We start from the raw sequence: 22,521 nt of genomic DNA, 5'->3' as shown, positions 1-22,521 counted from the left end.
GCCGAGATCCCCGGGGAGCGGCCCACGCGGGGGATCCCCGCGTGCTCGAAGCGGCCGCCCCGTCGATCGGCGCCGTCCGGCCTCGTGCACCCCTCACCCTGCCGGGGTGGGAAGCCGGACGCCACCGATTAAAAGGGGACGTACGCCGCCCGACGGTCCCGCGTCACTCCTCCCCGGCCAGCGTCAGTGTCCGCAGCTTGCGGCCGGCGTACCAGGTCGCCACGACGGTGACCGCCGCCAGCAGCACCGTGGCGGTCGGCAGGCCGACGTCGGAGGTCACCAGGTCGCCGTGCGCGACCTTCTGGGCCACCGCGAGCGACCACTGCTGGACGCTCAGGGTGCGCGCGCCGGGCACCAGCGACCCGAACAGCGCCTCCCAGACGAGGGCGTAGACCAGCCCGAAGACCACCGCGTGCCGGGACACCGTGCCGAGCAGCAGGAACAGCGCGGCGTAGGCGATGGACGCGACCAGCGCGGCGATCGTGTAGGCGACGGCGATCTGCTGGCCGTTGCCGTTGAGTATCAGCCCGGCGAGCATCGTCGGCACGGCCGAGAACACCATCGTCACGGCGATGGCGACGATCAGCTTGGTGAAGATGATCGTCGGCCGCTTGATCGGCTTGGAGAGCAGATACACCACCGAGCCGTCGTCGATCTCGGGGCCGATGGCGCCGGTGCCCGCGATGACGCCGATGATCGGCACCATGGTGGCCAGCGCGAAGCCGCCCAGCACGTCCGAGGCCGTCTGGTCGTCGACGCCGCCGAGGGCGCGCACCGCCACCGCGATGACGATCAGCAGCAGGGGCAGCGCCCCGAGGATGAGCGCCCGGCGGCGGCCGAGCAGGGCCCGGTAGGTGAGCCGGGCGACTGTGGGGTCGTACATTCTTCGGCCTCCTACGCCGCGACGAGATACGAGAAGACGGACTCGAGGGACTCGTCGGACGGCGAGACCGTGAGCAGCCGGATGCCGTGGTCGCGGGCGACCCTGGGCAGCAGGACGGTGAACCGGCCGAAGTCCACCGCCTGGATGCGCAGCGCTCCCTCGGCCATGTCGACCTCGATGCCGGAGGTCGACGGGTCGGCGATCAGCGCGGCGGCCAGGGCGCGGTCGTCGCTGGAGCGCACGAGGTAGCGGTGCGGGCGGTCGGTCATCAGCCGGCGGATCCGGCGGAAGTCACCGCTGGCCGCGTGGCGCCCGGCGACCACGACCTCGATGTGCCAGGCGAGCTGTTCGACCTCCTCCAGGATGTGCGAGGAGAACAGCACCGTGCGGCCCTCGTCGCCCATGCGGCGCAGCAGGTCCATCAGCTGCATGCGCTGGCGCGGGTCCATGCCGTTGAACGGCTCGTCGAGGAGGAGCAGGGACGGCTGGTGGACCAGGGCGGAGGCCATCTTCACCCGCTGGCGCATGCCCTTGGAGTAGGTGGCGATCTTGCGGTCCTGGGCGTACTCCATCTCCACCGTGGCGAGCGCCTCCTTGGCCGCCTTGCCCCCGAGGCCGTGCAGCTCGGCGTTGGCCAGGACGAACTCGCGGCCGGTGAGGAAGTCGTACATCGCCTCCCGCTCGGGGACGACGCCGATCTGCCGGTAGACGGACTCGTTGCGCCAGACCTGCTCTCCGTCGAGGGTGACGGTGCCGGTGGAGGGGGCGAGGAAGCCGCCCATCATGTTGATGAGGGTGGACTTCCCGGCGCCGTTGGGGCCGAGGAGGCCGGTGACGCCCGGACCGATCGTCATGGTGATGTCGTTGACGGCGACCACGTTGCCGAACCAGCGGGAGACGTGGTCGATGCTCAGCGTGGTCACAGTCCCACCTTCTTGTAGCGGCGCATCAGCAGGCCGTAGGCGCCGGCGATGAGGCCCAGGGTGACGAGGAGGAACACCGCGCCCTGCGCGTTGTCCGGTCCGACGCCGCCGGGGGAGGCGGAGGTCGCGCCCAGGAAGGCCGACTGCACCCCGTCGATCAGGGTGATCGGCGAGAACAGCCCGATCCAGGTGACGGCCCCGGAACTGCTGTTGACCTCGGCTATCGCCTGGAGCGTGGAGACCGCGCCGTAGGTGATGGTCAGCACCGCGATGACGGCCGCGATGCCGAAGCCGCGACGCGGGGTGACGGAGGCGACGACCAGGCTGAGCCCGGCGAAGAGCAGCGAGAGCAGCGCCACCGAGACGAGTCCCTGGCCGAAGCCCTTGGTCTGGTCCGCGAAGTCGAGCTTGGCGAGCAGCGCCCCCACGTAGAGCACCAGGAGCGGGGCGGCGGTGAGGAGGAACAGGGCCGAGGCCAGCGCGGCGTACTTCGCGCGGACGTAGTCGGCGGTCTCGATGGGCCGCGAGAAGTACAGCGGCACGGTCTTGAAGCGCAGGTCGCGCGAGACGGACTGCGGAGCCTGGGCGGCGACGAAGAGGCTGATGACGGCCTGGAGGATGATCGCGTAGCGGGTGTAGTGCACCGGCAGGTCGTTCGCCTTGGTGACCACGGCGACGGCGACCATGATGGCGGCGGGCAGGCACATCACCACGAACAGCAGCATCGGCAGCACCTTGGACTTGGCCGAGCGGCCGAGGCCGTAGGCGCCGCGCAGGGACTGCGAGAACAGCGAGCGGCGGGCATAGGCGCGGCCGAGGCGGGGGCCGTCGTAGCTGCGGTAGCCGATGTTGTGGATGCGGGTCTGGTCCCCCGGCACCGGGGCCGGGACGTGCAGCGGCTGCTCAGCTGCCATGGCCGACCGCCTCCTTCCGTGCTGCGTCGCTGTCCTGGAAGACCTCCGAGATGTGGTGCCGGCGCTGCTCCATGCGGACCAGGCCGAGGCCGAGGTCGGCTATGACGTCCCGCACCAGGTCGTAGGTCTCCTCCCCTGCCGAGGTGAGCAGCAGGATGTGACCGGCGCCGGGCAGGCCGCTGCCGTCCTCGACGCTCACCCCGCGCGCCTGGAGCGCCTCGCGCACCGCGCGGGTGCCGTCGGGGTGGTCGTCGGTGTCGGTGACCTCGATCGCGAGGGTCGTGGTGGTCTGGGTGAAGTCGGTGGTGGAGCTGGAGCGCAGCAGCTTGCCGCCGTCGACGACGACCACGTGGTCGCAGGTGCGCTCCAGCTCGCCCAGCAGGTGGGAGGTGACCAGGACCGAGATGCCGAAGTCGGTGTGCACGCGGCGGATGAGGCCGAGCATCTCGTCGCGGCCGACGGGGTCGAGCCCATTGGTCGGCTCGTCGAGGAGGACCAACTGCGGGTCGTGGACGAGGGCCTGGGCGAGCTTGACGCGCTGCTTCATGCCGGTCGAGTAGCCGCCGATGGGGCGGTACCGCTCCTCGTACAGGCCGACGTGGCGCAGGGTGTCGGCGGTGCGCTCGCGGGCGGCGGTGGGCGGCAGGCCGGACATCCGGGCCATGTGCACGACGAACTCGGTGGCCGAGACGTCGGGCGGCAGGCAGTCGTGCTCCGGCATGTACCCGACCCGCTCCCGGATGGCGGCGCCCTTGGTGGCGACGTCCAGTCCGAGCACCTCGGCGCGGCCCTCGGTGGCGGGGGACAGACCCAGCAGGATCTTGATCAGGGTGGATTTGCCGGCGCCGTTGGCACCGACGAGTCCGGTCACACCGGGCCCGATGTCCACGGAGAGGCGGTCGAGCGCGGTCACCCGGGGGAACCGCTTGCTCAGGCTTTCGGTCGCGATCACAGTCACAACCACGACTGTAGTGACGGGCCTCACGGCGGTCGTCAGACCGCAGAGCCGTCTTTCGCCTCCCTCTCCGGTATGACGGCCCCGGGGGATCCCTGACCTGAGAGCTACGGGAGCCCGCGTGCGGGCGTGGTGCGGCCGGTCCCGACCGCTCTATTGACGCCGGGTCTAACAGCTGGAAGATTCGGCGGCGTCAGGTTACGAGCGAGTAGCTTGGTCGGCGGCGTGGTCGGGCCGGGCCGGGTGGAACGGGGTGGCATGACGACGGCAGTGGCAGCGGGGTCCGGCACCGAACTGGCGGGCTTCCGGCGGGTGCAGCGCCTCGCCTACGAGTGCGCCGAGGCCGTGGCGGCCCGTCTTGAGCCGGGGGTGACCGAACGCGAGGCGGCCCGCATGCAGCGCGAGTGGCTGCGTGCACGGGGCGTCAAGGACTGGTTCCACCTGCCGTTCGCCTGGTTCGGCGACCTCGCCGGCTTCACGGGCTTCCGCGTCCCGCTCCAGTTCTTCCCGACCGGACGGCGGCTGGAGCCGGGCATGCCGTTCATCCTCGACCTGGCCCCGGTGTACGGCGGGTTCACCGCCGACATCGGCTACTCCGGCTCGCTCGGCGCCAACCCGGTGCAGCGGCGGCTGATGGCCGACCTCGAGGCACACCGGGAGCTGATCCTGCGGGAGGTGCGCGAGCGCCGGCCGCTGCGCGCGATCTACCAGGACGTGGACCGGCTCATGGTTCGCCAGGGCTATGCCAACCGGCACCGCGCCTACCCGTTCGGGGTGATCGCGCACAAGGTGGACCGGGTCCGGGAGCGGCGGCTGACCCCGCGTCTGTTCGGCTTCGGCACACAGTCGTTGAAGGGGCTGGCGAGCGACGCGCTGCACGGGCACCGGGAGGGCTGGTCCCCGCTGTGGTCGCCGTACCGCTTCTCCGACCACCCGCCCCGACCGGGCCTCTGGGCGGTCGAGCCCCACCTCGGCTTCCGGGGCACGGGCGCGAAGTTCGAGGAGATCCTGGTGGTCACCGACTCCGCGGATCCCGAGGAGAGCGCCTTCTGGCTGGACGACGATCTGCCGCACGTGCGGCGTTGGGCGGAGGGGACATGACGGAATCGGCACGGTCGGGAGGTGCGTCCGCGATGACGCTGGAGGGCGCCCGGGAGCGCTGGGTGCGCACCGGCGGGGTGGAGCTGTGCGTGGCCGAACTGGGTGATCCGCGGCAGCCGACCGTGGTGCTCGTGCACGGCTACCCGGACAGCAAGGAGGTCTGGTCGGAAGTGGCCCACCGGCTCGCCGGCCGCTTCCACGTCGTGCTCTACGACGTCCGGGGCCATGGCCGCTCCAGCGCTCCCAGCCCGCTGCGTGGCGGCTTCACGCTGGAGAAGCTGACGGACGACTTCCTGGCGGTGGCGGACGCGGTCAGTCCGGACCGCCCCGTGCACCTGGTGGGACATGACTGGGGATCCGTGCAGGGCTGGGAATTCGTCACCGTCCAGCGCGCCGAGGGCCGGATCGCCTCCTTCACCTCGATGTCCGGCCCCTCCCTCGACCACTTCGGGCACTGGATCAACCGGCGCCTGAAGCGCCCCACCCCGCGCCGGGTCGGACAGCTCCTCGGCCAGGGCGCCAAGTCCTGGTACGTGTACCTGCTGCACACCCCGGTCCTGCCCGAGCTGGCCTGGCGCGGCCCGCTCGGCAAGCGCTGGCCGGGCATCCTGCAACGCGTGGAGCGGGTGCCCGCCGGGGACTATCCGACCCCCTCCCTCCCGATGGACGCGGCGCACGGGGCGTGGCTGTACCGGGACAACGTCCGGCCCCGGCTGCGCCGACCCCGCGCCGACGCGTACGCGCACGCCCCCGTGCAGCTGATCACCCCGCTCGACGACGCCTTCCTCTCCGAGCGGCTCTACGACGACCTGGAGAAGTGGGCGCCGCGGCTGACGCGCCGCACGCTGCCCGCCAAGCACTGGGTGCCGCGCACCCGGCCCGACCGGCTGGCGGGCTGGATCAACGACTTCGTCACCTCGGTGGCGGACGGTCGGCCCGAGGCGACGGCACCCGGTAAGCACGCCGACCGCTTCGGCGGGCAGCTGGTGCTGGTCACCGGGGCGGGCAGCGGCATCGGGCGGGCGACGGCGTTCGCCTTCGCCGAGGCCGGCGCGCGGGTGGTGGCCGTCGACCGGGACGCGGAATCCGCCGCCCGCACGGCGGAGCTGGCCCGCCTGATCGGCGCCCCGGCGGCCTGGGCGGAGCCCGCCGACGTCTCCGACGAGCAGGCCATGGAGAAGCTCGCGGACAAGGTCGCCGCGGAGTACGGCGTGGTGGACGTCCTGGTGAACAACGCCGGGATCGGACTGTCCGGCTCCTTCTTCGACACCACCCCGGAGGACTGGAAGAAGGTCCTCGACGTCAATCTGTGGGGCGTGATCCACGGCTGCCGGCTCTTCGGCCGGCAGATGGCCGAGCGCGGGCAGGGGGGCCACATCGTCAACACCGCGTCGGCGGCGGCCTTCCAGCCGTCCCGGGCGCTGCCCGCCTACAGCACCTCCAAGGCGGCGGTGCTGATGCTGAGCGAGTGCCTGCGCGCCGAACTGGCCGGTCAGGGCATCGGCGTCACGGCCGTCTGCCCCGGGCTCGTGAACACCAACATCACCGCGACGGCACGCTTCGCCGGGGTCGACGCCGCCGAGGAGAGGCGGCGCCAGCAGCGCTCGTCCCGGCTGTACGGGCTGCGCAACTACCCGCCGGAGAAGGTCGCCGACGCGATCCTGGAGGCCGTCGTCCGCGACAAGGCCGTACTGCCCGTGACGCCGGAGGCGCGCGGCGCCCATCTCCTCTCCCGCTTCCTCCCCGGGGCCCTGCGGAGGCTGGCCCGGGTCGAGCCGCGCCTGTAGCCGCCCCCGCCCGCTCCGGCGTCCCGCCGACCACGGATCATCGGGACATGGACCAGCTGCCCACCACCGAGGCCGCCGTCACCGTGCTCCGCGCCATCGCCGCGGAGCACGCACGGGAGATCGAGGTCACGCACGACATCGGCGCCGATCAGACGTCCCGGCGCACGGCCGCCGGGGTGGGCGTGACCACGGACGCCGACGGCACCCTTCCGCACGAGGCGTACGCCGAGTTCGGCGGGGTGCCCCGGGTGAGCGTCCGCCTCTTCCCCGAGGACGACGCCCTGATCACCGTGGAGGGCGTGGAGTGCCACGACATCCCGCGCGACGAGGTGCCCGCCTTCCTGCGCTCGGTCTTCGGCGGCCTGGCATACGTCACAGCGCGCCGCTTCCCGCCCGGATACCGGCTGGTCGTGCCGCTGCCGGGGGACCGGGCCCACAAGGAGCCGGTGCCCATGTTCCTGCTGAGCCCCTGGCTGAGCGGCCGGGTGCGGTGAGGCCCCGCGGGATCCCTGAGCGCGACCGGGGTGCCGGTCGGGGACGTTTCACGTGAAACAGCTCCGCCCGCATAGGCTCGACGCCATGAGTCTGCGTCTGAGCACCGTGATCCTCCCTCACCGCCGCTGGCACGAAGGCGGCCGTACGGCCTGGACGCGTGCCGAGCAGCTCGGCTTCCACACCGCCTACACCTACGACCACCTGTCCTGGCGGAGCTTCCGCGACGGGCCCTGGTTCGGCGCCCTGCCGACGCTGACCGCCGCCGCGACCGCCACCGAGCGACTGCGCCTGGGCACCCTGGTGACCTCGCCGAACTTCCGGCACCCGGTGACGCTCGCCAAGGAGCTGATCTCCCTCGACGACATCTCCGGCGGCCGGGTCACGCTCGGCATCGGCGCCGGCGGCACCGGCTTCGACGCCACCGCGCTCGGCCAGGAGCCCTGGACCCCGCGTGAGCGGGCCGACCGGTTCGCCGAGTTCGTCCCGCTGCTCGACCGGCTGCTGACCGAGGACGCGGTGTCGTACGGAGGCGACTTCTACTCGGCGCACGAGGCGCGCAACATCCCCGGTTGTGCGCAGCGACCGCGGTTGCCCTTCGCGGTGGCCGCCACCGGTCCGCGCGGGCTCCGGCTCGCCGCCCGGCACGGACAGGCGTGGGTGACCACCGGCGACCCGAAGCTGTTCGAGAACGGCACCCCAGAGCAGTCGGTCCGCGCCCTGCGCGGGCAGCTCGACCGGCTGGCCGACGCCTGCGCCGCCCTCGGCCGCCAGGTGGACGAGCTGGACAAGGTCCTGCTCACCGGCTTCACTCCGGACCGCACCGGCCCCCTGGAGTCCGTGGACGCCTTCGTGGACTTCGCCGGCCGCCACCGTGACCTCGGCTTCACCGAGATCGTCGTCCACTGGCCGATCCCCGACTCGGACTTCGCCGCCGACGAGCGGGTCTTCGAGCGGATCGCCGTGGAGGCACCGGAGCAGCTGCGCTGACCCTCCGGAGCCCGGACGAGAGCCGTACGCCACAGGTGTGCGCAGCCTCGCACGGTCGTGCGGGTGTCTGCGTGACAATGACCGGGTGACCTCAGCGACCCGCCAGCCCGAGCCCCCGGCCGCCGCCACCCGCCCGCGGCTCATCGCCACCGACCTCGACGGCACCCTGCTGCGGGACGACCAGACGGTCTCGCCGCGCACCGTCGCGGCACTCGCCGCCGCCGAGCAGGCCGGCATCGAGGTCTTCTTCGTCACCGGCCGCCCCGCCCGCTGGATGGACGTGGTCAGCGCGCACGTGCACGGTCACGGCCTCGCCATCTGCGGCAACGGCGCCGCCGTGGTGGACCTGCACGGCGGCCCGGGCGCGCATCGGTTCGTGAAGGTGCGGGAGCTGGCGCGGGACAACGCCCTGGACACCGTGCGGCTGCTGCGTGACGCGGCGCCCGGCACGGTGTTCGCGATCGAGCAGACGTACGGCTTCCACCAAGAGCCGGATTACCCCAAGCTGCACCTGGAGGTCCCCGACGGCCTCCTCCTGGCCGAGGAGGTCCTGGCATCGGGCGGCCGTGCCGCCGACGAGCCGGTCCTCAAGATCCTCGCCTTCCACCCGGACCTAGATCCGGACGGCTTCCTCACCCTGGCCCGCCTCGCCATCGGCGACCGCGCCTCCGTCACCCGCTCCAGCCCGAGCGCCCTGCTGGAGATCAGCGGCCCGGACGTGTCCAAGGCGAGCACCCTCGCCCTGTGCTGCGCCGAGCGCGGCATCTCGCACGACCAGGTCGTCGCCTTCGGCGACATGCCCAACGACGTCGAGATGCTGACCTGGGCGGGCCGGTCCTACGCGATGGGCAACGCCCACCCCGACGCGATCGCCGCCGCGTCGGGGCGGACGGTCGCGAACAACGACGACGGCGTGGCCGTGGTGATCGAGCGGCTGTTGCGGGAGCCGGCTCCGTAGCCGGCCGGCCGCCCGGCCGGATGGCCCGCGCGGTTCAGGTCGTTCCGCACGGCGCTTCCCACACCACCGACGTGCCGCCGCCCTCCGGTCCGAGACCGGGTCCGAGCCGGCTGGCCCCGCCGAGGGTCTCCGCACGGCGTTCGAGGTTGTGCAGGCCGCTGCGGCGCCCGCCGGCGGGGATGCCGACGCCGTCGTCCGCGACGGTCAGCCGGACGCCCGGCCTGCCGTCCGCCAGCATCACGGTCGCGTCGACCACCACCTCGATCCGGGTGGCCCGGGCGTGCCGGAACGCGTTGGACAGCGTCTCGCGCAGGGCGGCGATGAGGTTCTTGCCCACCGCGTCCCCGACGGCGGCGTCGATCGGGCCGACGAAGCGGTGGGCGGGGGTGAAGCCCAGCGGCACGGCGGCCATGGTGATCTCGCGCAACAGCCGGGTGCGCAACCCGGCCGGGGCCTCGGCGGGCTGCCCGAGAGCGAAGATCGCCGAACGGATCTCCTGGATGGTGACGTCGAGTTCGTCGACGGCGCCGCCCACCCCGTCGCGCACCTCCGGCACCGCCGACCGGCGCCGGGCGCTCTCCAGCATCATGCCGGTCGCGAACAGCCGCTGGATGACCAGGTCGTGCAGGTCACGGGCGATGCGGTCGCGGTCCTCGAACACCGCGAGCCGCTCCCGGTCCCGCTGCGCGTCGGCCATCATCAGCGCCAGCGCCGCCTGGGCGGCGAACCGGTCGCCGAGTGCCCGCTCGGCCCGGGTGAACGGACGCTCTCCGCGCGCCCGTGGCATGACCAGGCCACCGAGCACCCGCCCGTCGCTGCGCAGCGGCAGCAGCATGATGGGCCCGTAGGCCCGCACCGGACCGGCCTTCAAGCGCGGATCGGTGGCCGCGTCGTCGACGTGCACCGCCCGGCCGGCGAGCAGTTCGGCGACGATGGCGTCGTCCGGCGGGATGACCCTGCCCAGCGCCTCCGACGGGCGCGGTGCGGCGACCGCCGCGATCTCCAGCCCGCCGTCCGCGGGGAGCAGCACGATCCCCGCGGTCGCGCCGGAGAGCCGGCGGGCCTGTTCGGCGACCACCTGGAGGGCGTCGTCCATGTCGTCCCCGGCCAGCAGGGCGGTGGTGACGGCGACCGACCCGTCGATCCAGCGCTCGCGCTGCTGCGCGGCCTCGTACAGCCGCGCGTTGCCGATGGCGATGCCGGCCTCGGTGGCGAGGACCCGCACCATGGCAAGGTCATGGTCGGTGAACGGCTCGCCGTCGCGTTTGTCGGTCAGGTAGAGGTTGCCGTAGATCTCGCCCTGCACGCGGAGCGGGACGCCGAGGAAGCCGTGCATCGGCGGATGGTGCTCGGGGAAGCCGCAGGAGCGCGGGTCCTGGGTGAGGTCCGCGAGCCGGACCGGCGCCGGGTCGCGGATGAGGGCGCCCAGGACGCCCTTGCGACCGTCGGGCAGGTGACCGATCCGGCGGACGGTGGCCGCGTCGACGCCGTGATGGACGAAGTCGGCCAGGCCCTCGCCGTCCTCGGCGAGGACGCCGAGCGCGACGTACCGGGCGTTGGCCAGATCGGCCGCGGTCTCGCAGATCCGGCGCAGCGTGGCGTGCAGCTCCAGGCCGCTGCCGACGGACCGCATCGCGTCCAGCAGCTTCGGTACCCGCGCGAGGAGCTCGGCCGAGGCGTCCTGACGCGGCGGCTCTCCGGGAGGCGGCGCAGCAGGCATGGACCGAGCTTAATGAGACCCTTTCGTCCTGGAAAGTCGAGATTCACGCAGGCACACGAGGATCGTGCTGAGCCGCCTCGCGCTCGATCATCGTCCGCAGAGGTCCCGGCACGGCCGCCAGCTCCGCGTACGCCCCGCGCTGCACGACCGCCCCCTGGTCCAGGACGACCACCTCGTCCACGGCCTCCAGACCCGCCAGCCGGTGTGTGATCAGCAGGGTCGTGCGGCCCTCGGTGACGGCCAGCAGGTCGGCGGTGAGCGCGTCGGCGGTCGGCAGGTCGAGGTGCTCGGCGGGCTCGTCGAGGACCAGGACGGGGAAGTCGGCGAGCAGCGTCCGGGCCAAGGCCAGCCGCTGCCGCTGGCCGCCGGAGAGCCGGGCCCCGTACTCGCCGACCAGGGTGTCCAGGCCGTCGGGCAGACCACGGGCCCACTCGAGCAGCCGCGCCCGGTCCAGCGCGTCGCACAGCTCGGCCTCCGTGGCGTCCTTGCGGGCCAGCAGCAGGTTCTCGCGCACCGAGCTGTCGAAGAGGTGGGCGTCCTGGGCGCACAGCCCGACCAGCCGCCGCACGTCGTCGCCGGCCAGCGCACGGGCGTCCACCCCGGCCAGTGTGTACGAGCCCGCGCCGGGGTCGAGGAATCGCAGCAGCACCTGGGCGAGCGTCGTCTTGCCGGAGCCCGACGCCCCGACCACGGCGATCCGTCGGCCCTCCGCGAGGGTGAGGTCGATGCCCGCCAGGGCGTCCCGGTCCTGGCCGGGGTGGCGGGCGGTGAGGCCCCGGAGCACGACCGGGAACGGTGACTGGGGTGCCTGCCGGGGCCGCTCGGGTTCGCCGACCGGCTCGGGGGCGTCCAGCACCTCGTGGATCCGCTCGGCGCTCCGGCGCACCCGCTGCCGGTACTGCACGGCGAGCGGCAGCCCCAGGACGGCCTCGAAGGCGGCCAGCGGGGTGAGGACCACGACGGCCAGGGCCACCCCGGCGAGCCGCCCGTCGGCGACCGCCTCCACGCCGACCAGGGCGGCGCCGACGACGGTCAGGCCGCAGACCAGCGCCGTCAGTCCGGCACCGAGCGCGGTGGCGGCGGCGGCCCGGGAGGCGATCCGGGTGAGCGTGGAATCGGCGCGGCGCGCGAGCGCTCGCCGCGCCGGCAGGGCACCGGCGACGGTGAGTTCGGCGGTGCCGGTGAGCAGGTCGGTGACCCGGGTGGCGAGGGCGCCCCGGGCGGGGGAGAGCCGCCGTTCGGCCCGCCGTGCGACGAAGCCGGTGAGCAGGGGGACGCCCACACCGGCCACCAGCAGCCCGGCCGCAAGGACGGCACCGGCCGCCGGCAGCAGCCACGCCGTGACGCCGACCGACGCGACGGAGACGATCGCTGCGGCCCCGGCCGGCAGCAGCCAGCGCAACCAGTAGTCCTGCAGGGCGTCGACATCCGCGACGAGCCGGGACAGCAGGTCGCCCCGGCGGCTGTGGCGCAGCCCGGCGGGCGCCAGCCGCTCCAGCCGCCGGTAGACGGCGACGCGGGTGTCGGCGAGCATCCGCAGCACGGCGTCGTGGGAGACGAGCCGCTCGGCGTACCGGAAGACGGCCCGCCCGATCCCGAAGGCACGGGTCGCCGTCACGGCCACCATCAGATACAACACCGGCGGCTGCTGCGAGGCCCGCGAGATGAGCCAACCGGAGGTCGCCATCAGGCCGACGGCACTGACGAGCGCGAGACCGCTGAGCAGCAGCGCAAGGCCGAGCCGGCCGCGCCGCGCGCCGGACATCGCCCGCACCCGGGCCAGCGCCCTGCCCGGGGCCCGCACCGGGACCGGGGTCTCGCACGGCTGCCGGGCCGGGTCGGCCGCTGCCTCCAACGGACGGGGCCGAGCCGCCGAGGACGCCGCGGGCGTCGTGAGTCCCGCAGGCACCGTGGCCGCCGAGCCCGCCGTCGCTCCCGCCGTCGCTCCCTCCTCGGCGGCGCCCACAGGGGCCGGCTGCTCCAGCCGCACCACCCGGTCGGCCACGTCCAGAAGCGCCGGGCGGTGCACCACCAGCAACACCGTCCGCCCCGCCGCCAGCCGGCGTACCGCGGTGACGATCTCCGCCTCGGTGGCCCCGTCCAGCGCGGCCGTCGGCTCGTCGAGCAGCAGCACCGGCCGGTCCGCCAGGAACGCCCGGGCCAGCGCGAGACGCTGCCGCTGACCCGCGGACAGCCCCGCGCCTTCCTCCCCCAGCACGGTCCCCGGCCCCTCGGGCAGCGCGTCCACGAACTCCAGCGCGCCCGCGTCCCGCAGCGCCCGGCGCACGGCGACGTCGTCCGCGTCCGGCCGGGCCAGGCGGACGTTCTCCGCGATGGTGCCGGCGAACAGGTGCGGGTGCTGGGGCACCCAGGCGACGCGCTCGTGCCACCGGGCCGGTTCGAGACCCGCCAGGTCGGCGCCCCCGACGCTGACCCAGCCCGCCGCCGGACGCACCAACCCGAGAGCCACGCCGAGCAGGGTCGACTTGCCCGCGCCGCTCGGGCCGACCAGGGCGACCGTCTCGCCGGGCTCGACCGTGAAGCTCACGTCCGTCACCGCGTCCCCGGAGCGCCCGGGGTAGCGGACGGTCACGCCCTCGAAGGCCAGGGCGCCGTTCACCGGGACCGGGCCGGTCCCCGCGGCCGGCACGGGGTGTTCCAGGACGGCGAAGACTTCCTCGGCTGCGGCGAGCCCCTCGGCTGCGGCGTGATACTGCGCTCCCACCTGACGCAGCGGCAGGTACGCCTCCGGGGCCAGCACGAGCACGACGAGGCCGTCGTAGAGGGCCATGTCCCCGTGCACGAGCCGCATGCCGATGGTCACCGCGACCAGCGCCACCGAGAGCGTGGCGAGCAGTTCCAGGGCGAAGGAGGACAGGAAGGCGATGCGCAGGGTCCGCAGTGTGGCCTGCCGGTACTCACCGGTGATCCGCTTGATCGACTCGGCCTGCGCCTTGGCCCGCCCGAACACCTTCAGCGTCGGCAGCCCGGCGACCACGTCCAGGAAGTGCCCGGACAGCCGGGAGAGCAACTGCCACTGACGGTCCATCCGGGACTGCGTGGCCCAGCCGATCAGCACCATGAAGACCGGGATGAGCGGCAGGGTGGCGACGATGATCGCCGCCGACACCCAGTCCTCGGTGACGATCCTGGCCAGCACGGCCGCCGGCACGACCACCGCGAGGCCCAGCTGGGGGAGGTAGCGGGAGAAGTAGTCGTCCAGGGCGTCGATTCCCCGGGTGGCCAGGGCGACCAGCGATCCGGTCGGCCGGCCGCCGAGCCGGTCCGGGCCGAGCGCGGTCGCCCGCTCCAGCAGACGGCCGCGCAGTTCCGACTTGACGGCCGCGCTCGCCCGGTGCGCCGCCAGCTCGGTGAGCCAGCCGACCAGGGCGCGGCCGACCGCCACGGCCACCAGCAACAGCAGCGGGGAGCGGAGGTCACCGGCCGCCATGCCGTGCTGGAAGCCGCCCACCACGATCTCGGCGATGAGCATTGCCTGGGCGACGAGCAGACCGGCCCCGAGGCCGCCCAGCACGACGACGGCCGCCAGGAACAGCCGGGTGGCGCGGGCGTACCGCAGCAGACGCGGATCGATGGGTTTCACGTGAAACATGCCTCCCTGGTCGGAGGGACTCGGTCCTGTTCGGGGGAGTCAGTGCGCGGCGTCGGCGAGGTGCTGGGTTCCGATCCGCTTGCGGAACACCCAGTACGTCCAGCCCTGGTAGAGCAGGACGAGAGGCGTGGCGATCGCGGCCAGCCAGGTCATGATCTTCAAGGTGTACGGGCTGGAGGAGGCGTTGGTGACGGTCAGGCTCCAGTCCGCGTCGAGCGTGGACGGCATGACGTTCGGGAAGAGCGTCAGGAAGAGCATCGCCACGGCGGCCACGATGGTGACGCCGGACAGGGCGAACGACCATCCCTCGCGCCCCGCCTGGTTCGCCACCAGGGCGGTGACCAGCGCGGCGACGGCCACCACGAGGGCCACCAGGCTCTTGCCGTCCCCGCTGTGCACCTGCGTCCACAGCAGGAACACCAGCGCCAGCACGGCCGTGACCAGCCCGACGCGCAGGGCCAGGGTGCGCGCCCGCTCGCGGATCTCCCCCACGGTCTTCAGGGCCGTGAACACCGTGCCGTGGAAGGTGAACAGCGTCAGCGTCACCAGTCCGCCGAGCAGGGCGTACGGGTTGAGCAGGTCCCAGAAGGTGCCGACGTACTCGAGGTTCCGGTCGATCTCGACGCCCCGGACGATGTTGCCGAAGGCGACGCCCCACAGGAACGCCGGGAGCAGCGAGGTCCAGAAGATCGCGGTCTCCCAGTTGCGCTGCCAGCGCTCCTCCGGCCGCTTGACCCGGTACTCGAAGGCGACGCCCCGGATGATCAGGCAGAGCAGGATGACCAGCAGCGGCAGGTAGAAGCCGGAGAACAGGGTGGCGTACCACTCGGGGAAGGCGGCGAAGGTGGCGCCGCCGGCCGTGAGCAGCCAGACCTCGTTCCCGTCCCACACGGGGCCGATGGTGTTGATCAGAACCCGCTTCTCGGCCCGGTCGCGGGCGAGCAGCTTGGTCAGTACGCCGACCCCGAAGTCGAAGCCCTCCAGGAAGAAGTAGCCGGTCCACAGGACGGCGATCAGGACGAACCAGACGTCGTGCAGTTCCATGACGGTGCGGCTCCCTCGGCCTAGTAGGAGAAGGCCATCGGCTTGTCGGCGTCACGGACGTCGCCGCCGATCTTCGTGGGCGGGTTGAGGTCGTCCGTGGTCAGCTCGGGCGGGCCCGCCTTGACGTACTTGGCGAGCAGCCTGACCTCGATCACGGCCAGCACGGCGTAGAGGGCGGTGAACGCGATCATCGAGGTGATGACCTCGCCGGTGGACACGCCGGGGGAGACCGCGTCGCGGGTCTGCATCACGCCGTAGACGACCCACGGCTGGCGGCCCATCTCGGTGAAGATCCAGCCCCAGGAGTTGGCGATGAGCGGGAAGGCCATCGTCCACAGGGACAGCAGCCAGTACAGCCGGCCGAGGCGCGGTCCGAGCGGCTTCTTCCACACCATCAGGTGCGGCACCTCGTCGTCCCCGGTCCGCCAGGCGGCGGGCAGCAGGAACTTCTTCCGGGTCAGCCACAGGCCCAGCAGGCCGAGCGAGAAGGAGGCCATGCCGAAGCCGATCATCCAGCGGAAGCCCCAGTAGGCGACCGGGACGATGGGCTTGTAGTCACCCGGGCCGAACTTCTCCTGGAGCGTCTTGTTGGTGTCCTTGATGCCCGGCACGTACGAGTCGAAGTCGCTGTGGGAGAGGAAGGACAGCAGGCCCGGAATCTCCAGAGCGACCTCGTTGTGCCCCTTGTCCACGTCTCCGTAGGCGAAGACGGAGAAGGGCGCCGGCTTCTCGCCCTCCCAGAGCGCCTCGGCGGCGGCCATCTTCATCGGCTGCTGCTCGTACATGACCTTGCCGAGGGTGTCGCCGCTGATCGCGGTGAGCAGGCCGCCGACGGCCAGGGTGACCAGGCCGAGCCGGAGCGAGGTGCGCATCACCGGGATGTGCTTCTTGCGCATCAGATGGAAGGCGGCGATGCCGACCATGAAGGCGCCACCGGTCAGGAAGGCCGCCGAGAAGCTGTGGAAGACCTGGTTGAGCGTGGTGTTCTGGGTGAGCACCCGCCAGAAGTCGGTCAGCTCGGCGCGGCCCTTCTCCCCGTTGATCCGGTAGCCGACCGGGTGCTGCATCCAGGAGTTGGCGGCGAGGATGAAGTACGCCGACAGCAGTGTGCCGATCGAGACCATCCAGATGCAGGCCAGGTGGACCTTCTTGGGCAGCTTGTCCCAGCCGAAGATCCACAGGCCGATGAAGGTCGACTCGAAGAAGAACGCGATCAGCGCCTCGAAGGCGAGGGGGGCACCGAAGACGTCGCCGACGAAGCGCGAGTAGTCGGACCAGTTCATACCGAACTGGAACTCCTGCACGATGCCGGTGACGACGCCCATGGCGATGTTGATCAGGAAGAGCTTGCCCCAGAACTTGGTCGCCTTGAGGTACTTCTCCTTGTCCGTGCGGACCCAGGCGGTCTGCAGACCGGCCGTCAGGGCGGCCAGCGAGATCGTCAGGGGAACGAACAAGAAGTGGTAGACGGTCGTGATGCCGAACTGCCACCGCGCCAGGGTCTCCGGCGCCAACGCCATGTCCACGTCGTCTCTCCTCACTCGCCGTGGTCGCGGGCACTTTATGCGTGTATGTCACATCTAGATCGGACGTAGCCTACGCGCTTGTGAACGCGTTCACATTCACAAGCAATTATGACCTACCGCTTTTCGACACCGGTAGGGGGGTCCGGTGTGACGTCAACCCCTTGGCAACGCCTTCAACATCTTGTTGAATCCGCGGCATGGGACCGCTGACGGAGCCGCTGACCCAGATCCGCATCTCGTGGCCCGCGGGTCACCTCACCGCGACGCTCACCGACACCCCGACCGCCGAGGCACTCCTCAAGGCGCTGCCGCTCTCCGCCTCGGCCCACACCTGGGGCGAAGAGGTGTATTTCGACGCAGGCGTATCTGTTTCACGTGAAACGGACGCCCGGCAGGTCGTGGAGCCGGGCACCGTCGCCTTCTGGACCGACGGCGACGCGCTGGCCCTCCCCTATGGCCCCACGCCGATCTCGCGAGGCGACGAGTGCCGCCTCGCGAGTCCCTGCAACGTCCTGGGCCGCCTCGACGGGGACCCCCGGGACCTGGCGACGGTGCGGGACGGCGACCCGATCCGCGTGGAGCGCGTCGAGTCACCGTAGCCCTGGGCCTCAAGCGTCCGGCGGGAGCCTCCGGGGGCTACAGCTCCCGGCGGAAACCTTCCGCGGCCTTGAGGAAGATGTCGTTCGCCTCGGTCTCCCCGACCGTCACCCGCACCCCTTCGCCGGCGAACGGCCGGATCACCACGCCCGCCTGCTCGCACGCCTCGGCGAAGGCGAGCGTGCGCTCCCCCAGCCGCAGCCACACGAAGTTGGCATGCGTCTCCGGCACCGTCCAGCCCTGGGCGCGCAGCCCGTCGACCACCCGCGTGCGCTCGCACACCAGCGACCCGACCCGGCCGATCAGCTCGTCCTCGGCGCGCAGCGAGGCGATCGCCGCCTCCTGGGCGATCTGGCTGACCCCGAAGGGCACCGCCGTCTTGCGCAGCGCCGCCGCCACCGGTTCGTGGGCGATCGCGAAGCCGACGCGCAGCCCGGCGAGGCCGTACGCCTTGGAGAAGGTCCGCAGGACGCAGACGTTGGGCCGCGAACGGTAGAACTCGACGCCGTCCGGCACCTCGGGGTCCCGGATGAACTCGCGGTACGCCTCGTCGAGGACCACGAGCACGTCGGACGGCACCTGGTCGAGGAAGCGCTCCAGCTCGGCCCGGCGCACCACCGTGCCGGTGGGGTTGTTGGGGTTGCAGACGAAGATCAGCCGGGTCCGGTCGGTGATCGCCGCGGCCATCGCGTCCAGGTCGTGCACCTCGCCGTCGGTCAGCGGCACCTTCACCGACGTCGCGCCGCTGACCTGCGTGATGATCGGGTACGCCTCGAAGGAGCGCCAGGCGTAGATCACCTCGTCACCGGGGCCCGAGGTGGCCTGGATCAGTTGCTGGGCCACACCGACCGAGCCGGTGCCGGTGGCCAGGTGGGAGAGGGGGACGCCGAACCGGTCGGACAGCTCCTGCGTCAGCGCCGTGCAGGCCATGTCGGGGTACCGGTTGAAGGCCGCGGCGGCGGCCGTCACCGTCTCCATCACCCCGGGGAGGGGCGGATATGGGTTCTCGTTGGAGGACAGTTTGTAGGCCACCGGACCGTCGGCCGCGGCCGGCCGGCCCGGCTTGTAGGTGGGGATACCCTCCAGCTCGGCACGCAGCTTCGGGCTCGTCTCGCTCACCGCAGTCCTCCTCGTGACCACCACCGGCTATGAATACTTCTCACCCTAAGAGGATTCGGCGCCGGTGCGTATAGGTGAGCGGTCGGCGGCCGCACCGGGACCCGAATCCACGACCGCCACTCCGGCATCACGGACATCTGGGCGTGAAGGCGCCCGATCCGGGGGGCGCGTCGCACATATATCCGTGCGCCGGTGGCTCGCGCCCTGGCGCGCGTCCCCCGTGCAGGTGAGTTGAGACCTCTTCGCAACCTCGACCGCTCGCCAGGCATGCGCGGGCCGACGCCCCAGGTAGTAGGGCATCGAGAGGCATCTGCCTTGCTTACCATGGCCGTTCGGGCTTTTGGATCTTGCAGAATCGTCCCTGTCGATGGGTGCATATGCGTCCGCCCTACCCCACCACATGAGCCCTACTATCGGCTCGCCATGACAGCAGCAGGGAAGCACCAGGTGAGCCGTGCGGAAGCCGCACGCCGAGGCAGCCGGCCCGGCCGGGCGGGCATCAGGGACGTGGCCGCCGCCGCCGGAGTGTCCATCACGACCGTCTCCGACGCCCTCAACGGCAAGGGCCGTCTCCCGGACGCCACCCGGCGCCATGTCCGCGAGGTCGCCGAGCGGCTGGGGTACCGGCCGTCTGCCGCGGCCCGCACACTGCGCACCGGCAAGTCGGGGCTCATCGGCCTGACCGTGACGACGTACGGGGATGAACCTTTCACCTTCACGGAGTTCGCGTACTTCGCCGAGATGGCACGCGCCGCCAGCTCCGCCGCGCTCGCCCGCGGCTACGCCCTCGTCATCCTCCCGGCGACCTCCCGCCACGACGTCTGGGCCAACGTGGCACTGGACGGCACGGTCGTCGTGGACCCCTCCGAACAGGATCCCGTCGTCGGTGAGCTGGTCCGCCAGGGCTTACCCGTCGTCTCCGACGGCCGCCCGGTCGGCTCGCTGCCCGTCACCGCCTGGGTCGACAACGACCACGAAGCCGCCGTCCTCGGCATCCTCGACCACCTGGCCGACGCCGGCGCCCGCCGCATCGGGCTGCTGACCGGCACCACGACCGACACGTACACCCACCTGTCGACCTCGGCCTACCTGAGCTGGTGCGAGCGCGTCGGACAGGACCCCGTCTACGAGGCCTACCCGGCGCACGACCCCTGCGCCGGCGCGGTGGCCGCCGACCGGCTGCTCGCCCGGCCCGACCGGCCCGACGCCGTCTACGGCCTGTTCGACCCGAACGGCACCGACCTGCTCGCCGCGGCCCGGCGCTACGGCCTGCGCGTTCCGGAGGACCTGCTCGTCGTCTGCTGCAGCGAGTCCACCGGGTACGCCGCCACCGAGCCGCCCATCACGACCCTGTCGCTCAAGCCCCGGCGCATCGGCACCGCCGTCATCCAGCTGCTGATCGACGCCATCGAGGGCATCGAATCCGACCAGCCCGTCGAGCAGGTCATACCGACCGAGCTGATCGTGCGGACGTCGTCGCAGCGGCGTACTCCGCGCACGACGGTCAGCCCGCCACGCTCACCGGAAAGCGACTGACGCGCCGCCACGGACCGGCGAATCCCGTGCCAATCGGGGCGAAAGCCCCGGTGAACCGGAGTGATGCTCTGATTCACCACCCCTGGGTCATCACACAGCGCGATCCGCATTCCTATGATGGGCCCACACACCGCGGGCCGCTGCGACCAGGCAGTCCGAAGCGGTGCAGCTGCGGCGCGATGGTGGAGGGGCCGATGACTCAGGGGGCCGGTCAGGGACCCGAGGTGGAGCGGACGGCGACGGTCCGCGACTTCCGGGTGCCCGCGTACGTCCACGAGACCGCTCCGTACGCCGCCTCCGGCACCCACCCGGGCGACATGGCGGCACCGCCCGCCGAGGAGGGGCTCACCGAGACCTTCCCGGAGGGCTACACCCCCACCCAGCGCGACCTGCCCGTCATCCGCCGCGGTGACACGGTGCAGGTGGCCGTCGACCCCGAGCCGCTCACCGTCTCGCACACCGGCACGGGCCAGGGTCCGCTGTACGTCGTCGGCGACGTGCACGGCTACCTCGACCAGCTGATGGCGGCCCTGCGGGAGCGGGGCCTCGTCGACGCGGCCGGCCAGTGGTGCGCGGGCACCTCCCGCCTGTGGTTCCTCGGCGACTTCACCGACCGCGGTCCGGACGGCATCGGCGTCATCGATCTGGTGATGCGGCTGTCCGCCGAGGCCGCCGCGGCCGGCGGCTACTGCAAGGCGCTGATGGGCAACCACGAGCTGCTGCTGCTCGGCGCCAAGCGGTTCGGCGACACCCCCGTCAACTCCGGCGCGGGCACCGCCACCTTCCAGGCCGCCTGGCTGCTCAACGGCGGCCAGAAGACCGACATGGACCGGCTCCAGGACCACCACCTGCAGTGGATGGCCCGCCTGGACGCCCTCGAAGAGGTCGACGGCCACCTCCTCGTCCACTCCGACACCACCTCCTACCTCGACTACGGGCGCTCCATCGAGGAGGTCAACGACACCGTCCGCGAGACGCTCACGCGCAACGACGCGGAGGAGGTGTGGGACCTGTTCCGCAAGCTGACCAAGCGCTTCTCCTTCCGCGACGAAGGCGGCGCCGACGCCGTGCGCTCGCTGCTCGACGCCTACGGCGGCACCCGGATCGTCCACGGGCACAGCCCCATCCCCTACCTCCTGGGCGAGGTCGGCTCGGAGGACGGCGAGGACGACACCCGTACCGCCGTCGAGGGTCCGCACGTCTACGCGGACGGGCTGGCCATCGCGATGGACGGCGGCGTCACCATGGCCGGAAAGCTGCTGGTCCAGCAACTGCCGCTGACCGACTGACCGTTCCCCGGCGCACCGCCCGGCATCCGGCGGCGGGCGGGCCGGCACCCAATTTCCGGAAACCCCCTGTCACCGCGCGCCGTCGCCGCTCTACCATCGGCTTATCCGTAGCAGGCTCCCCTCCGTTTCTGCCCGACGGCTCGCAGGCATGCGTGCGAGCCCCAAGCCCTACGGAGCATCGGGGGATGCACATGAACAGCGTTCCGCAGCACCTGCCCAGTGAGGACCGCCAGGAGTACGCGCGGATCCTCGACGAGGCGCTGCGCACCGCTCCGCACCGGCCCGAACTGGCCATGGTCGGACAGCGGCTCAATCCCGAACAACTGCGCACCATGGCCCTGAACGCCACCGCGCTGATCACAGCGGCGGCCACGGCCGAGTACCAGCACTACGTCAAGGTCCGTGAGGAGCTGCGCCGCCCCGCGTCCGCCGGCCCGGCCGGCGACCTCGCGCACCCGGACGGCGCCGAGCGGCCGGGCACGGACGCGGCCGGCCTCGCCGCCACCGTCGGCGAGGCCGCCGAGGCGGCGGGCGCGGGTGCCGTCGCCGTCGTCGCGGTGCTGGCGCCGGTGCTGGCGGGCACGGCCGCGGCGATCTTCCTGCTCGTCGGCTACATCCTGCGGATGCTCGACCCCGAGCAGGCGTTCGCGCGGACCATGCTCACCACGGGCTGGGTGTTCGGCGCCGTCACGGCCCTCGCCATCCTGGTCGCCGGGGTCGGGCTGCTGCTCACGGCGCTGCGCAACCGCCCCTTCGCCGAGTCCGTCGGCTACGGCGAACTCGACGAGGAGCTGGCCCGGGCCCGGGACGCCTGGCACGACGCGCTGTTGGAGCGCGGCATCGTGCCCTTCCTGCGGGAGGCGCTCACCGATCCGGGCGCGGCGGGTGCGGTCGAACCGCCGGTCCGTCCGAGCCCGCCGGCGCCGGGGAGCCGGATTCCGCAGCTCGGCTACGGACGCCCCGGGTTCACCAGCCCCGACGACGGATCCGCCGGGCCCCGGCCCCGCTACACGAGCCCGGACTTCAGCAGCCCGGACTTCGGCGGCCCGGAGCACCGGCCCGAATAGCCACCGG

At 72.3% G+C, this 22,521-nt stretch carries 18 protein-coding genes; 9 read left to right on the top strand and 9 right to left on the bottom strand.

Annotated features, from left to right (window positions below; translation table 11 throughout):
- Window positions 1–163: 163 nt before the first annotated feature.
- Genes ACGFZL_RS05260 through ACGFZL_RS05245 form a run of 4 tightly spaced genes read right to left on the bottom strand, consistent with a single transcriptional unit; the run spans window position 164 to window position 3,672 of the window.
- Window positions 164–883 carry an ABC transporter permease subunit gene (locus ACGFZL_RS05260; RefSeq protein WP_393689386.1) on the bottom strand — a complete coding sequence of 240 codons (720 nt, stop codon included), beginning with the start codon at window positions 881–883 and terminating at the stop codon, window positions 164–166.
- An 11-nt stretch (window positions 884–894) separates the two neighbouring features.
- Entirely contained in the window at window positions 895–1,806 is a 912-nt protein-coding gene (locus ACGFZL_RS05255) for an ABC transporter ATP-binding protein (RefSeq protein WP_393689384.1), read from the bottom strand.
- Entirely contained in the window at window positions 1,803–2,720 is a 918-nt protein-coding gene (locus ACGFZL_RS05250) for an ABC transporter permease (protein WP_355168320.1), read from the bottom strand. Before ACGFZL_RS05250 ends, ACGFZL_RS05255 begins: the two co-directional genes overlap by 4 nt.
- Window positions 2,710–3,672, bottom strand: coding sequence for an ABC transporter ATP-binding protein (locus tag ACGFZL_RS05245; protein WP_355168691.1), 963 nt, complete (start codon window positions 3,670–3,672; stop codon window positions 2,710–2,712). Before ACGFZL_RS05245 ends, ACGFZL_RS05250 begins: the two co-directional genes overlap by 11 nt.
- 261 nt (window positions 3,673–3,933) lie before the next feature.
- Here ACGFZL_RS05245 and ACGFZL_RS05240 point away from each other — a divergent pair, with 261 nt between their 5' ends.
- The 5 genes from ACGFZL_RS05240 (at window position 3,934) to ACGFZL_RS05220 (ending at window position 9,003) form a co-directional block, all read left to right on the top strand.
- A complete protein-coding gene (locus ACGFZL_RS05240; protein ID WP_393689382.1) occupies window positions 3,934–4,776 on the top strand; it encodes a M24 family metallopeptidase in 843 nt (280 codons plus the stop codon).
- Between the two features lie 32 nt (window positions 4,777–4,808).
- A complete protein-coding gene (locus ACGFZL_RS05235; protein ID WP_393689380.1) occupies window positions 4,809–6,563 on the top strand; it encodes an SDR family oxidoreductase in 1,755 nt (584 codons plus the stop codon).
- A gap of 47 nt (window positions 6,564–6,610) precedes the next feature.
- Window positions 6,611–7,057, top strand: coding sequence for a hypothetical protein (locus ACGFZL_RS05230; RefSeq protein ID WP_393689378.1), 447 nt, complete (start codon window positions 6,611–6,613; stop codon window positions 7,055–7,057).
- 85 nt (window positions 7,058–7,142) lie between these two features.
- Complete coding sequence (locus tag ACGFZL_RS05225; protein ID WP_393689376.1) at window positions 7,143–8,045, top strand: LLM class flavin-dependent oxidoreductase; 903 nt, start codon at window positions 7,143–7,145, stop codon at window positions 8,043–8,045.
- Window positions 8,046–8,112: 67 nt separating this feature from the next.
- The gene (locus tag ACGFZL_RS05220; protein WP_393689607.1) at window positions 8,113–9,003 is read left to right on the top strand and encodes an HAD hydrolase family protein; all 891 of its coding nucleotides are present in this window, start codon (window positions 8,113–8,115) and stop codon (window positions 9,001–9,003) included.
- A gap of 34 nt (window positions 9,004–9,037) precedes the next feature.
- On the opposite strand, the gene ACGFZL_RS05215 is transcribed toward ACGFZL_RS05220, so the two are convergent.
- From ACGFZL_RS05215 to ACGFZL_RS05200, 4 genes are read right to left on the bottom strand one after another with little or no spacing between them, the layout of a single operon-like run.
- Entirely contained in the window at window positions 9,038–10,723 is a 1,686-nt protein-coding gene (locus ACGFZL_RS05215; RefSeq protein ID WP_393689374.1) for a GAF domain-containing sensor histidine kinase, read from the bottom strand.
- A gap of 43 nt (window positions 10,724–10,766) precedes the next feature.
- The gene (gene cydD, locus ACGFZL_RS05210) at window positions 10,767–14,327 is read right to left on the bottom strand and encodes a thiol reductant ABC exporter subunit CydD (RefSeq protein WP_393689372.1); all 3,561 of its coding nucleotides are present in this window, start codon (window positions 14,325–14,327) and stop codon (window positions 10,767–10,769) included.
- 48 nt (window positions 14,328–14,375) lie between these two features.
- Window positions 14,376–15,380 (bottom strand): cytochrome d ubiquinol oxidase subunit II, encoded by a 1,005-nt coding sequence (gene cydB / locus ACGFZL_RS05205; RefSeq protein WP_393689369.1) that lies wholly within the window; start codon window positions 15,378–15,380, stop codon window positions 14,376–14,378.
- 20 nt (window positions 15,381–15,400) lie between these two features.
- Window positions 15,401–16,906, bottom strand: a complete 1,506-nt coding sequence (locus ACGFZL_RS05200) for a cytochrome ubiquinol oxidase subunit I (RefSeq protein ID WP_393689367.1) — start codon at window positions 16,904–16,906, stop codon at window positions 15,401–15,403.
- A 197-nt stretch (window positions 16,907–17,103) separates the two neighbouring features.
- Here ACGFZL_RS05200 and ACGFZL_RS05195 point away from each other — a divergent pair, with 197 nt between their 5' ends.
- Window positions 17,104–17,505 carry a cyclophilin-like fold protein gene (locus tag ACGFZL_RS05195; RefSeq protein ID WP_393689365.1) on the top strand — a complete coding sequence of 134 codons (402 nt, stop codon included), beginning with the start codon at window positions 17,104–17,106 and terminating at the stop codon, window positions 17,503–17,505.
- A 37-nt stretch (window positions 17,506–17,542) separates the two neighbouring features.
- Here the strand turns inward: ACGFZL_RS05195 and hisC are convergent, their stop codons facing one another.
- Window positions 17,543–18,622: a histidinol-phosphate transaminase gene (gene hisC, locus ACGFZL_RS05190; RefSeq protein WP_393689363.1), complete on the bottom strand. Its 1,080-nt coding sequence runs from the start codon at window positions 18,620–18,622 to the stop codon at window positions 17,543–17,545.
- Window positions 18,623–19,045: 423 nt separating this feature from the next.
- On the opposite strand from hisC, the gene ACGFZL_RS05185 reads away from it, so the two are divergent.
- From ACGFZL_RS05185 to ACGFZL_RS05175, 3 genes are all read left to right on the top strand, one after another.
- Window positions 19,046–20,158, top strand: coding sequence for a LacI family DNA-binding transcriptional regulator (locus tag ACGFZL_RS05185; RefSeq protein WP_355168298.1), 1,113 nt, complete (start codon window positions 19,046–19,048; stop codon window positions 20,156–20,158).
- Window positions 20,159–20,337: 179 nt separating this feature from the next.
- The gene (locus tag ACGFZL_RS05180; protein ID WP_393689360.1) at window positions 20,338–21,447 is read left to right on the top strand and encodes a metallophosphoesterase; all 1,110 of its coding nucleotides are present in this window, start codon (window positions 20,338–20,340) and stop codon (window positions 21,445–21,447) included.
- 185 nt (window positions 21,448–21,632) lie between these two features.
- Window positions 21,633–22,514, top strand: coding sequence for a hypothetical protein (locus ACGFZL_RS05175; protein WP_393689357.1), 882 nt, complete (start codon window positions 21,633–21,635; stop codon window positions 22,512–22,514).
- Window positions 22,515–22,521 lie beyond the last annotated feature (7 nt).

This window comes from Streptomyces sp. NPDC048182 (genome assembly GCF_043202555.1).
Taxonomy (GTDB): domain Bacteria; phylum Actinomycetota; class Actinomycetes; order Streptomycetales; family Streptomycetaceae; genus Streptomyces.
The sequence above is the reverse complement of the archived record's forward strand: the minus strand, read 5'-3'. Positions and strand labels throughout refer to the sequence as shown.

What these genes read in the sequence shown, in the direction of transcription:
- ACGFZL_RS05260 (WP_393689386.1), bottom strand. Translation starts at nt 883, where the DNA reads ATGTACGACCCCACAGTCGCCCGGCTCACCTACCGGGCCCTGCTCGGC.
- ACGFZL_RS05250 (WP_355168320.1), bottom strand. Translation starts at nt 2,720, where the DNA reads ATGGCAGCTGAGCAGCCGCTGCACGTCCCGGCCCCGGTGCCGGGGGAC.
- ACGFZL_RS05240 (WP_393689382.1), top strand. Translation starts at nt 3,934, where the DNA reads ATGACGACGGCAGTGGCAGCGGGGTCCGGCACCGAACTGGCGGGCTTC.
- ACGFZL_RS05235 (WP_393689380.1), top strand. Translation starts at nt 4,809, where the DNA reads ATGACGCTGGAGGGCGCCCGGGAGCGCTGGGTGCGCACCGGCGGGGTG.
- ACGFZL_RS05230 (WP_393689378.1), top strand. Translation starts at nt 6,611, where the DNA reads ATGGACCAGCTGCCCACCACCGAGGCCGCCGTCACCGTGCTCCGCGCC.
- ACGFZL_RS05225 (WP_393689376.1), top strand. Translation starts at nt 7,143, where the DNA reads ATGAGTCTGCGTCTGAGCACCGTGATCCTCCCTCACCGCCGCTGGCAC.
- ACGFZL_RS05215 (WP_393689374.1), bottom strand. Translation starts at nt 10,723, where the DNA reads ATGCCTGCTGCGCCGCCTCCCGGAGAGCCGCCGCGTCAGGACGCCTCG.
- cydB (WP_393689369.1), bottom strand. Translation starts at nt 15,380, where the DNA reads ATGGAACTGCACGACGTCTGGTTCGTCCTGATCGCCGTCCTGTGGACC.
- ACGFZL_RS05195 (WP_393689365.1), top strand. Translation starts at nt 17,104, where the DNA reads ATGGGACCGCTGACGGAGCCGCTGACCCAGATCCGCATCTCGTGGCCC.
- ACGFZL_RS05185 (WP_355168298.1), top strand. Translation starts at nt 19,046, where the DNA reads ATGACAGCAGCAGGGAAGCACCAGGTGAGCCGTGCGGAAGCCGCACGC.
- ACGFZL_RS05180 (WP_393689360.1), top strand. Translation starts at nt 20,338, where the DNA reads ATGGTGGAGGGGCCGATGACTCAGGGGGCCGGTCAGGGACCCGAGGTG.
- ACGFZL_RS05175 (WP_393689357.1), top strand. Translation starts at nt 21,633, where the DNA reads ATGCACATGAACAGCGTTCCGCAGCACCTGCCCAGTGAGGACCGCCAG.